Origin of the sequence: Streptomyces sp. NPDC051636 (assembly GCF_044453765.1) — a bacterium.
Lineage (GTDB): Bacteria > Actinomycetota > Actinomycetes > Streptomycetales > Streptomycetaceae > Streptomyces.
In genome coordinates, this window is record NZ_JBITDA010000005.1 from 136,896 (window position 1) to 151,201 (window position 14,306).

10 protein-coding genes are annotated in these 14,306 nt (G+C 69.7%); 1 reads left to right on the forward strand and 9 read right to left on the reverse strand.

The window, feature by feature from the left end; all coding sequences use genetic code 11:
* Positions 1–6 precede the first annotated feature (6 nt).
* From trxB to ACIBBH_RS12285, 6 genes are all read right to left on the reverse strand, one after another.
* Positions 7–975, reverse strand: a complete 969-nt coding sequence (gene trxB, locus ACIBBH_RS12260; protein WP_399404169.1) for a thioredoxin-disulfide reductase — start codon at positions 973–975, stop codon at positions 7–9.
* A gap of 170 nt (positions 976–1,145) precedes the next feature.
* On the reverse strand, positions 1,146–2,036 hold the full coding sequence (locus tag ACIBBH_RS12265; protein ID WP_399404170.1) for an anti-sigma factor family protein: 891 nt from the start codon (positions 2,034–2,036) through the stop codon (positions 1,146–1,148).
* Complete coding sequence (sigM, locus tag ACIBBH_RS12270; RefSeq protein ID WP_399404171.1) at positions 2,033–2,767, reverse strand: RNA polymerase sigma factor SigM; 735 nt, start codon at positions 2,765–2,767, stop codon at positions 2,033–2,035. The genes ACIBBH_RS12265 and sigM overlap by 4 nt, the downstream gene beginning before the upstream one ends.
* Before the next feature lie 50 nt (positions 2,768–2,817).
* Entirely contained in the window at positions 2,818–4,521 is a 1,704-nt protein-coding gene (locus ACIBBH_RS12275) for a protein kinase family protein (RefSeq protein ID WP_399404172.1), read from the reverse strand.
* A gap of 120 nt (positions 4,522–4,641) precedes the next feature.
* A complete protein-coding gene (gene murJ, locus ACIBBH_RS12280) occupies positions 4,642–6,987 on the reverse strand; it encodes a murein biosynthesis integral membrane protein MurJ (RefSeq protein ID WP_399404173.1) in 2,346 nt (781 codons plus the stop codon).
* Between the two features lie 46 nt (positions 6,988–7,033).
* Complete coding sequence (locus ACIBBH_RS12285; protein WP_399404174.1) at positions 7,034–9,397, reverse strand: DUF6049 family protein; 2,364 nt, start codon at positions 9,395–9,397, stop codon at positions 7,034–7,036.
* A gap of 258 nt (positions 9,398–9,655) precedes the next feature.
* On the opposite strand from ACIBBH_RS12285, the gene ACIBBH_RS12290 reads away from it, so the two are divergent.
* Entirely contained in the window at positions 9,656–11,122 is a 1,467-nt protein-coding gene (locus ACIBBH_RS12290; RefSeq protein WP_399404175.1) for a CCA tRNA nucleotidyltransferase, read from the forward strand.
* Positions 11,123–11,230: 108 nt separating this feature from the next.
* Here ACIBBH_RS12290 and ACIBBH_RS12295 read toward each other — a convergent pair whose 3' ends face one another.
* The 3 genes from ACIBBH_RS12295 to ACIBBH_RS12305 all read right to left on the reverse strand — a co-directional run bounded on the left by ACIBBH_RS12295 (position 11,231) and on the right by ACIBBH_RS12305 (position 14,266).
* Complete coding sequence (locus ACIBBH_RS12295) at positions 11,231–11,743, reverse strand: hypothetical protein (protein WP_399404176.1); 513 nt, start codon at positions 11,741–11,743, stop codon at positions 11,231–11,233.
* Positions 11,744–11,827: 84 nt separating this feature from the next.
* The gene (locus ACIBBH_RS12300) at positions 11,828–13,090 is read right to left on the reverse strand and encodes an MFS transporter (RefSeq protein WP_399404177.1); all 1,263 of its coding nucleotides are present in this window, start codon (positions 13,088–13,090) and stop codon (positions 11,828–11,830) included.
* A 93-nt stretch (positions 13,091–13,183) separates the two neighbouring features.
* The gene (locus ACIBBH_RS12305) at positions 13,184–14,266 is read right to left on the reverse strand and encodes an inositol-3-phosphate synthase (protein WP_399404178.1); all 1,083 of its coding nucleotides are present in this window, start codon (positions 14,264–14,266) and stop codon (positions 13,184–13,186) included.
* Positions 14,267–14,306 lie beyond the last annotated feature (40 nt).

The following is a 14,306-nucleotide window of genomic DNA, read 5'->3' on the forward strand; positions in this document are numbered from 1 at the left end:
AGGGGGTCAGACGGCGGTCTTCTCGGGCTCGGCCTTCTCCTCGTCCGCGAGGGCGGCGAGGAAGCGCTCGGCGTCCAAGGCGGCGGAGCAGCCGGTGCCGGCCGCGGTGATCGCCTGCCGGTAGGTGTGGTCGACCACGTCACCGGCGCCGAAGACACCGGTCAGGTTGGTGCGGGTGGACGGCGAGTCGACCTTCAGGTAGCCCTCCTCGTCCAGGTCCAGCTGGCCCTTGAAGAGCTCGGTGCGCGGGTCGTGGCCGATCGCGATGAACAGACCCGTCACCGGCAGGTCCGACAGTTCACCGGTCTTGAGGTTGCGCAGCTTCAGGCCGGAGAGCTTCTGGTCGCCCTGGATCTCGGCGACCTCGCTGTCCCAAATGAACTTGATCTTCGGGTCGGCGAAGGCGCGCTCCTGCATCGCCTTGGAGGCGCGCAGCGTGTCGCGGCGGTGGACGATCGTCACGGACTTGGCGAACCGCGAGAGGAAAGTGGCCTCCTCCATCGCGGTGTCACCGCCACCGATCACGGCGATGTCCTGGTCCCGGAAGAAGAACCCGTCACAGGTGGCGCACCAGGAGACACCCCGGCCGGAGAGCGCGTCCTCGTTCGGCAGGCCGAGCTTGCGGTGCTGCGAGCCGGTGGTGACGATGACGGCCTTGGCCCGGTGGACCGTGCCCGCAGTGTCCGTGACGGTCTTGATCTCACCGGTCAGGTCGACGGAGACGATGTCGTCCGGCACCAGCTCGGCACCGAAGCGCTCGGCCTGGGCGCGCATGTTGTCCATGAGCTCGGGGCCCATGATGCCGTCGCGGAAGCCCGGGAAGTTCTCCACCTCGGTGGTGTTCATCAGCGCACCGCCGGCGGTGACAGCACCCTCGAACACCAGGGGCTTCAGCGACGCGCGCGCGGTGTAGAGCGCCGCCGTGTAGCCGGCGGGCCCGGAGCCGATGATGATCACGTTACGGACGTCGCTCACGGCTTGATTCCTCGTCTCTGGTCTGCGTCATTCGACCGGTGGGAGCCTCTTTCAGAACTCTCACCCCACCCAACGGATCCTAAGGGGCGCGCATTCCCGGTGTGTCCGGGCACACGGGGTTCACCCACGCTAAGGACAACCCGGCTGGGGCGCGACGAAGCTCCCCCTTCTCAGGGGCGTGCGAGGGACTCCTTCAGCAGGACCTTGCCCGGCGACCCGGGCTGCCCGCTGACACACGACGCGTCGATGACGTAGGCCATGACCCGGGTGCGGTCGGAGGTGTCGGACACCACGACGAGGAAGGCGTTCTTTCCTTCATACGTGCCCGTCTTGGCACCGAGGACGTCGCCGTCACCGTTAACGCCCTGCCGGACGCAGTCCGGGACGGGGACGGACGTCTGGATCAGGGTCTTCGCGCTTTCAGAGCCCCGCGGTGAGTTCTTCTTGGTCGAGAGCATGCCGTCCACCTGGCCCTTGATATCGCTCCCGGAGAAGGTGCCGGTGGAGCTGGTCTGCTTGTGCTGGGCGATCGTGTTCGGCTTGTCGGTGCCCAGCGACTGCAGGAACAGGGACCCGGCACCCAGGACGGCGACGGTGAGGACAGCGGCCAGGACGACGATCCTGCGGCGGCGTCCGCGCCCGCGGTCCTTGCGGCCCGGCCCGGTCGCCGCGCGCGGGCGTCCGGCGGGGCGGTCTGCCGACGTCGACGTTTCACGTGAAACATGAGCGTCGGCGTGGGGCTCGTTGCCCGTGCCGCTGCTGCCCGTGTCGACGGTGACGTCGGCGTTCGCGGACTCGGGTGCGGTGGCGTTCAGCAGCGCCTCGGCGGCCAGGGCGGCATCGATACGGCCGCCGACATCGGCGGGCATACGGGTCGGCCCCAGCAGGCTGCCCAGCAGCCCCCGGATCTCTTCCAGGGAGGCGTGGACGTCGGCGCAGAGCTCGCAGTCCTCCAGGTGGCGCCGTACGTCCACGGTCCGGGACGGCGGGAGGAGACCCTCGGTGAGGTCGGAGATTTCCGCGACGTCCGGGTGCCCGGCCGTGTCTGTCGTGGAAGTCACGCTCGCCCACCTCCGCCCTTCACTGCGGCTGAATCGCTGGGTCCCGTGTCCCGTGGACCTCCGGTCCCTCCGTCCTGAGGTCCCGCTGCGGGTGGGACGGATGTCCCCTGCGTCCGGTTCCGTGCCGGGGGCGGTTCTTTCCCGTCACCGGAATTCTCCGGCCGCAGATGGGAGAGCAGCGGCAGGAGTCTTGCTCTGCCCCGGGCGCAGCGGCTCTTCACCGTGCCCGTCGGCACGTCCAGGACGCGGGCGGCCTCCGCGACGGGGTAGCCCTGCATGTCCACCAGGACAAGGGCGGCACGCTGGTCGGGGGGCAGGGTGCCCAGGGCTTCGATGAGCTGGCGGTGCAGATCGTTTCTCTCGGCGGGCGCCGAAGCCGACTCGTGCGGCTCCAGCAGCTGCTCCAGGTGCTCGGTGTCGTCGACGGGAGCGGTCTTCCGGGAGGCCGCCTTGCGGGCGCGGTCCAGGCAGGCGTTCACCGTGATCCGGTGCAGCCAGGTCGTAACGGCCGACTGCCCTCGGAAGGTGTGCGCGGCTCGGTAGGCGGATACCAGGGCATCCTGGACCGCGTCAGCGGCCTCTTCCCGGTCCCCCAGCGTCCGCAGCGCCACCGCCCACAGTCGATCCCGATGCCGACGCACGATCTCACCGAAGGCGTCGGGGTCACCTTCGACGTGGCGGGCGAGGAGGTCCTCGTCCCGTGCGTCGCCGTATCCGGCGCCATCTGCCATCCGCCCCTCCCTCGGGGCCACCTTACGGACTTCCCGGCAGGAATCCAGCCTCAGCTGGTCACCTTGATGTCCGCCACTCTGCCGCGCCACTTGCCGTCGTCCGGCTGCAACGGCAGCTTGGTCAGCCACACCAGGAGGTACCGGGAGTTGAGGGTCTTGCCGGCCTTGAGTTCCACGGTGGTCCCTGAACCCTCGGCGACCTTGGTGTAGGCGTCGAAGGACGTCGGCTCCGAGCCCGCGTCCGCGCTCGCGCTGCGGAGTTCGACCGACGTTTCCCCTACGAAGGTGACGGTCACCTTTCCGACCTGCTGGACCTTGCCGAGGTCGAGGATGACGCCGACACCCGATTTCAGATTGCCGAATGCCGAGCTCAGGTAGTAGTCCGTCTGCCAGTACGTGCCCGTGCTGTTGTCGTAGACCTTCCCTATGTCCGACGGCTTCTCGGACTGGTCACCGAACGGGTCGAAGTCACGGACGTGGCTGATGGCGAGCGGCTTGCCGGAGGTGGCCGGCTTCTTCGGGCCGCTCTTGCCACCCCCGTCGGTCGTCTGCGTGCTCGGCGTGTCCTCGGACTTGTTGCTCTGGTCCATCAGGGCGTCCGCGAGCTGCCAGCTGCCCAGGCCCAGGGCGGCGATGAGGAGGGCGGAGACCGCCCACTTCAGGGCCTTGCCGGTGCGGCTCTGAAGCGGGGGCGGCGGGGTCGTGAGCGGCTGGGTGACGCCGGGATGCGGGCCCGGGCGGCCGTACGTGCCCTGCTGGTACGTCGTGCGCTGGTACTCCGGCGGTGCCGTGAACGCGGGCTCGGGCGGCCGGATCCGTGGCATCTCGCCGATCGCCTTCACCAGCTCCTCGGGAGTGGTGCACGGGGACTCGTGCCGGGAAGCGGTGGCACCGTCGTTGGCCAGCGCGCGCATGGCGAGCTCGGACAGTCCGCGGTGGATACCGGCCCGCACCTGGTCCGGCGGGATCAGGCCGATGTCCTTGGGCAGGCCGGACAGGCCGTACGCGTCGTTCTCGTACGGCCAGCGCTGGGTGAGCGCCGCGTAGAGCAGGGCGCCGATCGCCTCGGTGTCGGTGCGCTGAGGGGTGTCGGAAGCGATCCCTCGGAGCGCCGCGTTCACGGCCAGGCCGCGGATGCGCCACTGGCCGGTGGAGGCGCGCAGTACGGCGTTCGGGTTGAGGCGCAGATGGGCGAGGCCCTCCCGGTGGGCGGCGGCCATGGCGGAGGAGACCTGGCTGACCATCTGGTAGGCGTCGTGCGGCTCCAGGGGGCCTGCGGAGAGCAGCGTGGACAGTTCGGTGGCGTCGGGCAGCCATTCGTGCACGACGTAGACGAGGTCGTTCTCCTCGACGGCGTCCAGGACCTGCACGAAGCGGGGATCGCCGAGCAGCGCGGAGGAGCGGGCGGCGGCAAGCACCGAACGGGCTCGCGCGTGGCCCGCGGGCAGGACATGGACGCCGACGGCGCGACGGAGTTTCTCGTCGACTGCTCGCCAGCTGCTGAATCCGTCCAGACGGGTGACGCACTCCTCGAGTCGGTAGCGTCTGGCGAGTTTGTGGCCGCTGTGCAGTTCGGGAGGCGAGGCCTTTCCGGTACCGCCTGTCCCGTCGCCCCCCTCCGCCTCGTCGCTGTCCGTGTCCCGCTCCGGGTTCTGGGCCACCCCGTCGGCCGTGGACTGGTCCGCCTTGGCGGTCAGCGGCTCGTCACCGCTGTTGTCTGCCACGTCGACGGCAGCCGTGCTCCGTTCCGCCACCGTCGTTCCCTGCCTCCCCATCCGTTGCACCCTGTCCGACGCCGAAACCAATTGTGCCCACAGTCCGCCGCTATGCACGACACGCGGCGGCGAACGATGGTTGTGCCCGTACCCCCGGCCTCAGCGCCCCAGGCGCCCGCGGACCATGCCCACGAGGGAGTTGAGCTCCTCGATGCGCATGCGGCGGGCGGCGACGAAGAAGACGCCGAGCAGGACGGCACCGCCGGCCAGCAGCGCGGCGAAGGAACCGAGAACGCCCTGCCCGAGAGTGTGACCGATTCCGTAGCAGGCCGCGCCACTGAGCAGGGCGGCGGGTACGGAGGCGAGGCACAGCCGAGCATAGGTCCGAAGGACCCGGGCGCCGTCCAGGTCGCCGCCGAGCCGCCTGCGCAGCCGCTTCCAGGCGACGCCCACGCCGATCGCGTAGGCGAGGCCGTACGCGGCCGCCATGCCGGCCACGGCCCAGCGGGCCGGGAGTACGAAGTAACAGGCCGCCGAGGCGCCCGCGTTGACCGCGGCCACGATGACGGTGTTGTAGAAGGGGGTGCGGGTGTCCTCGTAGGCGTAGAAGGCGCGCAGGACCACGTACTGCACGGAGTAAGGGACCAGACCGAGACCGAAGGCCATCAGCATGTAGCCCATGTTGGTGGCCTCGCTGATGCCCGAGGAGCCGAAGATCAGCGTGCACATCGGGATGCCGAGCGAGACGAAGCCGAAGGCGATGGGCACGATCGCGACGGCGGTCGTGCGCAGACCCTGCGAGATGTCGTCACGGACGGCGCCGCCGTCGCTCTCGGCGGCCGAGCGCGAGATGCGCGGCAGCAGGGCCGCCATGAGGGAGACGGTGATGATGGCCTGCGGCAGGCCCCAGATCAGCTGGGCGTTGGCGTAGGCGGCGAAGCCGGTGCCCGCGACACCCGCGTCCTTGCCGGCGGCGGTGGACAGCTGGGTCACGATCATGGCGCCCGCCTGGTTGGCGAGGACGAACAGCACCGTCCACTTGGCGAGCATCGCGGCCTTGCCCAGGCCGTGGCCCCGCCAGTCGAAGCGCAGCCGCAGCCGGAACCCGGTCTCGCGCAGGTACGGGATCATGGCCAGCGCCTGGACGACCAGGCCCAGCAGTACGCCGACGCCGAGGAGCCGCTGGCCCTCCGCCGGGATGTTCGTGACGGTCATGTGGGAGTTGGCGGCCGTGCCGTACACCCAGATGAACATGCCGAGCGTCACGATGATGACGATGTTGTTCAGGACCGGGGTCCACATCATCGCGCCGAACTTCCCGCGGGCGTTGAGGATCTGACCCATCACCACGTGGATGCCCATGAAGAAGATCGAGGGCAGGAAGTATCGGGTGAAGGTGACCGCGACGTCGTTGGCCGCCGGGTTGCCGGCGACAGGGTTGGACAGCATCCGCACCAGCAGCGGAGCGGCGAACATCGCGAGCGCGGTGAGCGCGGCCAGGGCCACCATCACGAGCGTCAGCAGCCGGTTGGCGAACGACTCGCCGCCGTCGTCGTCCTCCTTCATCGCCCGCACGAGCTGCGGTACGAAGACGGAGTTGAGGCCGCCGCCGACCGTGAGGATGTAGATCATCGTCGGCAGCTGGTAGGCGACCTGGAAGGAGTCGCCGAGGAAGCCGAGGCCCAGCGCTGAGACGATCAGCGCGGAGCGGACGAAGCCGGTGAGACGGGAGACCATCGTGCCCGCCGCCATGACGGCGCTGGACTTCAGCAGCCCGGCGGCCTTGCCGCCCTTCTTCGCGGCGGGAGTGGCGGGGACTGCCGCCTCGGATGCGGCGGGGCCGGTGGGGGCAGCCGATGCGGTCCCGGGAGCGGTGGTGTCGGCCGTGGCGGGAGTCGCGGGGTACGACGCCGCGCCGTACTGCGCCGCGGACTGGGAAGGGGCGGGGTACGAGGCCGCCGGGTACCGCCCCGCGGGCTCCTGGGCCCCGCCCGGCGCGGCGGCCGGGCCCGGTACGGAGGGCGGATCCATCGGCGGGTGCCCGCCGCCCTGCTGCTGGTCCCGGAAGAGGTGCGCGAAGGCGTCCGGCTCGTGGTACTCCTCGCCGGAGTGCGTGACCAGGTCGTCGACGCCCACGAACTGGGTCGTGCGGGGGTCGTCGCCGTACGGCAGGTACTGCGTCGGGCCCGACGGCTCCGGCGCCGGGGTCTGGGCCCACACCTGCGGGTCGGGGGCGTACGGCGACTGGGCAGGCTGGGCGTACGGCGGCTGCTGCGGGTGCGTGCCCGGAGGCGGCGGGGGATGCGCGGCACGGTCGTAGAGCGCCTCGGCGACCGGGTCCTGGGCGGAGAGGTCCTGCGCCCGGTAGGGGTCCTGGTCGTAGGCGTCCTGGAGGTACATGTCCGCCGCGTGCTGCGGCGGCACCTGGCCGGGCTCGGCCGGCGGCTCGGGGTAGCCCGAGCCCGCCGCGGCCTGGCCGCGGTCACCGTCGTACGGCGAATTCATGGTTACCCCACCTCATCGTCCCCGGGCCGACCGGCCACGACATCGCTCAACGGTCCACTCTCTCACCCGTGCCGGACGGGTCGGTGCTTTCCGGTGCGGTGTCCGGTGTCGGGTCACTCGGCTGCTCCGGGTCGTCTGCCCGGGAGCGGGTGTCGGACTCCTGACGGAGACGGTCCTCCGGGTCTTCGGGGTTCGCCGGTCCATCGGTGTCCTCACCCGCCTGGTCGGGGCCGTCGTCCTCGGCCTGCCGGGCGGCCGCGCGCTTGCGCTGGGTGTACATGCGGAATCCGGCGAGGACGAGCAGCAGCACACCGCCGCCGATGACCAGCATCACCGTGGGCGTGACCTCGGTCACCTTCACGTCGAAGTAGACCGGTGCGCCGTACGGCCGGCCGTCCTCCGTGTACAGCTGGGCGATCACCGTCGCCCGGCCGTTGGCGTTGGCCGAGGTGGTGAACTTCACTGACTGGGCGTGCCCGCCGGAGACGGCGACAGGCTGCTCCATGTAGGCCTTGCCGCCGATCTTGAGGCGGGTCGGCATCGTCGAGGTGAGCCGCAGGCGGAGGTGGTCGACGCCCTGCACGAGGTTGTTCTGGACGGTCACGGGGATGGTGGCGCTGCGGCCGGAGAGCTTCGTCTCCGACTTGTCGATCAGCTTGACCTGCTTGGCGAGGTCGTCGAGGTAGGTCTCCACGCCCTGCCGGAAGCTGTCCGTGTGGCTGCTCCGCCCCCGCCACGACGTGGACATCTCGCGGTTTATGGCTCGCCCGAAGGGGGTCACCACCCGGGATTCGTCGGTGAGGATCACCTTGAATTTCTCTAGGTTGTCCTCGGTGCGCGCGATCTGATCGAAGGCCGACCGCGGCAGCTGCTGCCTGCGCAGCGAGGAGGGGTAGGCGGAGGTCGACGGGATCCTCGTGGTGGCGCCGGGGTCCGGCTTGGTCTTTGCGGCCGCGGTGAGGTCCTGCGACTGGGTCCAGTTGCCGCCCTGCAGTGCCGTGAGTGCCTGGGCCATCGCCTGGGCCTGGGCGGCGGAGGGCATGCGCTGCGGGGCGACGACGATGCTGCGCTGCTTGTCCGTCTGGCCGTCGAGCTGCAGGCTCTGCGCCAGGAACCGCTGCACGGCGAGCGTGGTCGAGGCCGCCTTCGTCAGGTCGCCCTCGAAGGCCGTGGACAGCCGCGCGTCCGCCACCACCGCCGTGGTGCCACCGCCGATCGGGCGGGCCGCGGAGGGCGTGTAGGGCAGGCCGCCGGTCTCCTGGAGGCTGTCGCTGCGGGCGATCACCTTGTCCGCGCCGGCGGAGGTGGCGACCTTGATGATCGAGGGATCGACGGCCCCCTCCACGGGCCAGGCGAAGTCGGTGCTCGGCGTGACGTGGAGCACGGTCTTCACCGTGGTGGCGGCGACGTCGGTGGCGTCCTTGAGGTGGCTCAGCGATCCGGTGACGCTCGTGCCGTTGTGGGCGAGCGAGGCGAGGTCCGGGTCGGCGAACGGCAGGGCGACGACCTCCTTGCCGGACACGGCCTTCTGCAGGTCGGCGAGCCACTGCTTGGCGACCGCCTGATGGGTGCCGGGCGTGGTGCTGTCGCCCGGGCCCTGGATCTTGTAGCTGCCCGCCATCGCGTCGACGGAGGCCAGCAGGTCCGGGTCGATCACCCAGGTGACGTCGAGGTCCCTGCCCAGCGCCAGCATCTGCGCCAGGCGGCCGCCCGGGGCGATGTCCTTGGCGAGGTCGTCGTTGAGGAAGACCGGGGTCTGCTGCTCACCTGCTCCTGTCTTCGCCGTCACGTGGACGGTGGAGATCAGCGGCCACAGGTACGTGGTCTCGGTTCTGGTGTCGGCCTCGGCCGGCTGCCAGGGCAGGAACGTCCGCTGGATGCCGAGCACCTGCTCCCACGGCTGGGCGGACGTCCGTCCGGAGAGCGAGACGCCGAACTCGTAGACGCCGTCCTGGCCGAGATCGAGTTGGTCGACCGGTACGGAGATGCTGAAGTGCTCGGCGACGCCCGGCGTGAGCGCGGCGAATTTCTCGACGTACTTGCCGCCGACCTCGGAGCCGACGGCGGTCTGGAGGCCGTCGGAGTGCTGGGCGGTGGTGTCGATCGCCGACCGGGTGTCCAGCAGGGGGCCCACCCGCAGCCCCACGTGGGCGTCGGTGACCGCCTGCTTGCCGTTGTTGGTCACCGTGCCGGAGACGGTCAGCGTGTCCCCGTCGGTGGGGGCGCTGGGGCTGAGGGAGTCCAAGGAGACGTCCACCGTGTCCGAGGTGGCGGCCCGGGCGGGTGCGGCGGCGGACAGCTGGAGCAGGCCGGCCAGCAGGGGCGCCCCGGCGAGCAGTGCTCCGGTGCGCCGCAGCCAGCGGCGGGCAGGTGAGGGACTCATCCCCTGGAAGTCTGCCGCCTCGGCCACGCCCTCGCCCGTCCCTCGTCGTCGTCAGTGGTCGTCGGAATGTGCGTCCACGCATGGTAACGAGGTGCGCTGAGGGGAAGTGCCGCAGTCTGCTCCGCAAGATCGAGGGGACACCGTCGACCGGTCCCGTATTTCCGGGATCGAGGGGATAATCGGCGTACACGCCAAAGGCATGCTTTGTGAGGAAACACATGCCTATGTTCCCGTGCGTTTAATGGAGGCGCTGCCGGGCGCCCGGGCCACGTACCCTCTTCTGTTGTGCCGAACGCCAACGAAGACACCCCCAACGCCCTGAGTCAGGCGCAGCACCGCGCGGTGAGCGAACTGCTGCGGGTGGCGCCCGTCGCCGACGACCTCGCCCGCCGCTTCCAGGAGGCCGGGTTCTCGCTCGCCCTGGTCGGCGGTTCGGTCCGGGACGCGCTGCTCGGCCGGCTCGGCAATGATCTGGACTTCACCACCGACGCCCGTCCCGAGGACGTGCTGAAGATCGTGCGCCCCTGGGCGGACGCGGTCTGGGAGGTCGGGATCGCCTTCGGCACGGTCGGGGCTCAAAAGGATGCCCGCGTCGGAGACGCTGATCGATGCTTTCAGATCGAGGTGACCACCTACCGGTCGGAGGCCTACGACCGCACCTCGCGCAAGCCCGAGGTGTCGTACGGCGACTCCATCGAGGAGGATCTCGTCCGGCGTGACTTCACGGTGAACGCGATGGCCGTGGCGCTGCCGGAGAAGGAGTTCATCGACCCCCACGGCGGGCTCCAGGACCTGGCGGCACGGGTGCTGCGCACCCCGGGGACGCCGGAGGAGTCCTTCTCCGACGACCCCCTGCGGATGATGCGGGCCGCCCGCTTCGCCGCCCAGCTCGACTTCGCGGTGGCCGACGACGTCGTCACCGCGATGAAGGAGATGGCCGGGCGCATCGGGATCGTGTCGGCCGAGCGGGTCCGGGACGAGCTGAACAAGCTGATCCTGTCCGCTCACCCGCGCAAGGGGCTGGCGCTGCTGGTCGACACCGGTCTCGCGGACCGCGTGCTGCCCGAGCTGCCCGCGCTGCGCCTGGAGAGCGACGAGCACCACCGGCACAAGGACGTCTACGAGCACACGCTGATCGTTCTGGAGCAGGCGATCGCGCTGGAGGAGAACGGCCCCGACCTGACCCTCCGCCTGGCAGCGCTGCTGCACGACATCGGCAAGCCGCGCACGCGCCGCTTCGAGAAGGACGGCCGGGTCTCCTTCCACCACCACGAGGTGGTCGGGGCGAAGATGACCAAGAAGCGCATGACGGCCCTGAAGTACTCGAACGAACTGGTGAAGGACGTCTCACGTCTGGTCGAACTGCACCTGCGCTTCCACGGCTACGGCACCGGTGAGTGGACGGACTCCGCGGTCCGGCGCTACGTCCGCGACGCGGGACCGCTCCTGGACCGCCTGCACAAGCTGACCCGCTCCGACTGCACCACCCGCAACAAGCGCAAGGCGACCGCGCTGTCCCGCGCGTACGACGGTCTGGAGGAGCGCATCGCCCAGCTCCAGGAGCAGGAGGAGCTCGACGCCATCCGCCCGGACCTCGACGGCAACCAGATCATGGAGATCCTGGGGGTCGGGCCCGGCCCGGTCATCGGCAAGGCCTACAAGCACATGCTGGAGCTCCGCCTGGAGAACGGGCCCATGGGGCACGACGATGCGGTGGCAGCGCTCAAGGAGTGGTGGGCCGAGCAGAGCTGAGGTCGTGAAGGAGGGGGATGTTTCACGTGAAACACCCCCACGAATCCGGCCGGGACATGAAGAGGGGCGGTGTTTCACGTGAAACACCGCCCCTCTCGGTATTTTGTCTTACTTCGTGTAGTCCTTCAGGCAGAGCAGGAAGTCGCTGCCGTCACCGGACTCGGTGTACGTGTACTTGAAGTCCTTGGCCTCGGCCTCGCACTTGCGCGATGCCATGGTCTCCGTCGCGTACAAACCCTTGATCTTGGCGAGCACCACGTATTGCGCCTTCGACGAGCTGCAGTCCACGACCTCGAGGTCCGGGTCGGTGTCCTTGGTGCTACCCCGGTGCATGCAGTCGCCGACCTTCGCCGTGTCGGCGTCGTCCTGGCTGGCTATGTAGCCGCCGATGGCCGCGCCGAGGGCGGCCACCACGATGACGATGTTCTTGATTGTCCTGAAGCCCAGCTTGCGCTTGGGAGCCTGCGGCGGGACCGGAGCGTAAGGCGCGGTACCGGCCTGCTGCGGGAAGCCGGGCTGGGGCGGGTACGGAGCCTGACCCTGCGGCGGGTACGGAGCCTGGCCCTGCGGTGGCGGCGGAGTGGTCACTCGGGGGTCCCCCTCGAACGTGTGGGTGCGCATGGCGCGAGATAAGACCCACGTAAGTTAGCGGCTCCCAATGACAACCCTGTAACCCAGAGGGACTCTGTGTCTTTGATGTGACATTTACCGGCGCTCAAAGCGGGCCATAGTCGCAGCAACCGCTCCGTAGACCAGAGCGACGAGAATCACCAGCACCACCGACCGGCCGTCCGGGGGCAGCATCAGGGCGGCCACCGCTGCGGCACCGACGAAGGCGACGTTGAAGAGCACGTCGTACACAGAGAAGATCCGGCCCCGGAAGCCGTCGTCGACGGATGACTGGACGATCGTGTCCGTGGCGATCTTCGCGCCATGGGTGGTCAGCCCCAGGACGAACGACGCGACCAGCAGGGGCCCGGTGGCGAAGGGAAGGCCGAGCGCGGGTTCCAGGAGCGTGGCGGACGCGGCGCACACGACGATCCAGCGGCCGGGACCGAGCCGCCCGGCCGCCCACGGGGTCACCACCGCCGCGGCGAAGAAGCCCGCGCCCGATATGCCCAGCGCCAGCCCCAGCAGCCGGAGTCCGTCGTCCGGGCCCGAGGAGAGGGCGTACCGGCACAGCATCAGCAGCATGACCAGCAGGGCGCCGTAGCAGAAGCGCATCAGCGTCATCGACAGCAGCGCCCAGGCGGACTCCCTCCGCGCGGGCTCGGTGAGATGGCGTACACCGGCGAGCAGACCACGAACGCTGCCGGCGAGCGCCGCGCCCACGTGTGGCTGCGCCGGCTCCCCCTCGGGACCGAGCAGTTCGGCGGCCATGGTCAGGGAGACGAGGGCCGAGCACAGGTACAGCAGGGCACCGAGCAGCACCACCGCCGCATCGGAGTCGGACACCACCAGCCGTACGGCGAAGGCCAGGCCGCCGCCCGCGGTCGCGGCGAGCGTACCGGCGGTCGGGGAGAGTGAGTTGGCCATCACCAGGCGCTCGGTGTCGACGACGTGGGGCAGCGCGGCGGACAGGCCCGAGAGGACAAAGCGGTTGACGGCGGTGACGCACAGCGCGGAGGCGTAGAACAGCGCGTCCGGGGCGTCGCCGGCCATCAGCACAGCGGTGCCCACCGCCAGCAGCGCGCGCAGCAGATTGCCGTACACGAAGACCTGGCGGCGCCGCCAGCGGTCCAGCAGGACCCCGGCGAAGGGGCCGACCAGCGAGTACGGCAGCAGCAGGACAGCCATAGCCGAGGCGATCGCGGCGGGCGAGGTCTGCTTCTCCGGGGAGAAGACGACGTAGGCGGCGAGTGCGACCTGGTAGACGCCGTCGGCGCCCTGGGAGAGCAGGCGTACGGCGAGCAGGCGCCGGAAGTCGCGCGGGCGCAGCAGGACGCGCAGGTCACGGACGACGGGCATGGTGCACAGCCTCACACAAGGGAGGGTCCCCGGGTCGTGGAACCCGGGGACCCTCTCAGCCCTGGCAGGAGCGGTTTTTGAGCGGAGCGTTGCTTAGCGCTCGACCTCGCCGCGGATGAACCTCTCGACGTTCTCGTAGGCCTCGTCGTCGAAGTACTGGACCGGCGGGGACTTCATGAAGTAGCTCGACGCCGACAGGATCGGGCCGCCGATGCCGCGGTCCTTGGCGATCTTCGCGGCACGCAGGGCGTCGATGATGACGCCGGCCGAGTTCGGGGAGTCCCAGACCTCGAGCTTGTACTCCAGGTTCAGCGGGACGTCACCGAAGGCACGACCTTCGAGGCGGACGTACGCCCACTTGCGGTCGTCCAGCCAGGCCACGTAGTCCGAGGGACCGATGTGGACGTTCTTCTCGCCCAGGTCACGGTCGGGGATCTGCGAGGTGACGGCCTGCGTCTTCGAGATCTTCTTGGACTCGAGGCGGTCGCGCTCCAGCATGTTCTTGAAGTCCATATTGCCGCCGACGTTGAGCTGCATGGTGCGCTCGAGACGGACACCGCGGTCCTCGAACAGCTTCGCCATCACACGGTGGGTGATGGTGGCGCCGACCTGCGACTTGATGTCGTCACCGACGATCGGCACGCCTGCCTCGGTGAACTTGTCCGCCCACTCCTTGGTGCCGGCGATGAAGACCGGAAGGGCGTTGACGAACGCGACCTTGGCGTCGATGGCGCACTGGGCGTAGAACTTCGCCGCGTCCTCGGAACCGACGGGCAGGTAGCAGACGAGGACGTCGACCTGCTTGTCCTTGAGGACCTGGACCACGTCGACCGGGGTCTCGGCGGACTCCTCGATGGTCTCGCGGTAGTACTTGCCGAGACCGTCGAGGGTGTGGCCGCGCTGGACCGTGACGCCCTTGTTCGGGACGTCGCAGATCTTGATGGTGTTGTTCTCGCTGGCACCGATGGCGTCCGAGAGGTCGAGGCCGACCTTCTTCGCGTCGACGTCGAAGGCGGCGACGAACTCGACGTCACCGACGTGGTAGTCGCCGAACTGCACGTGCATCAGGCCGGGGACCTTGGACGCCGGGTCGGCGTCCTTGTAGTACTCGACTCCCTGCACCAGCGACGCGGCGCAGTTGCCGACGCCGACGATGGCTACGCGAACCGAACCCATTCCGGTTGCTCCCTGTGTGTACGAGTGAGGCCCTGAGTGG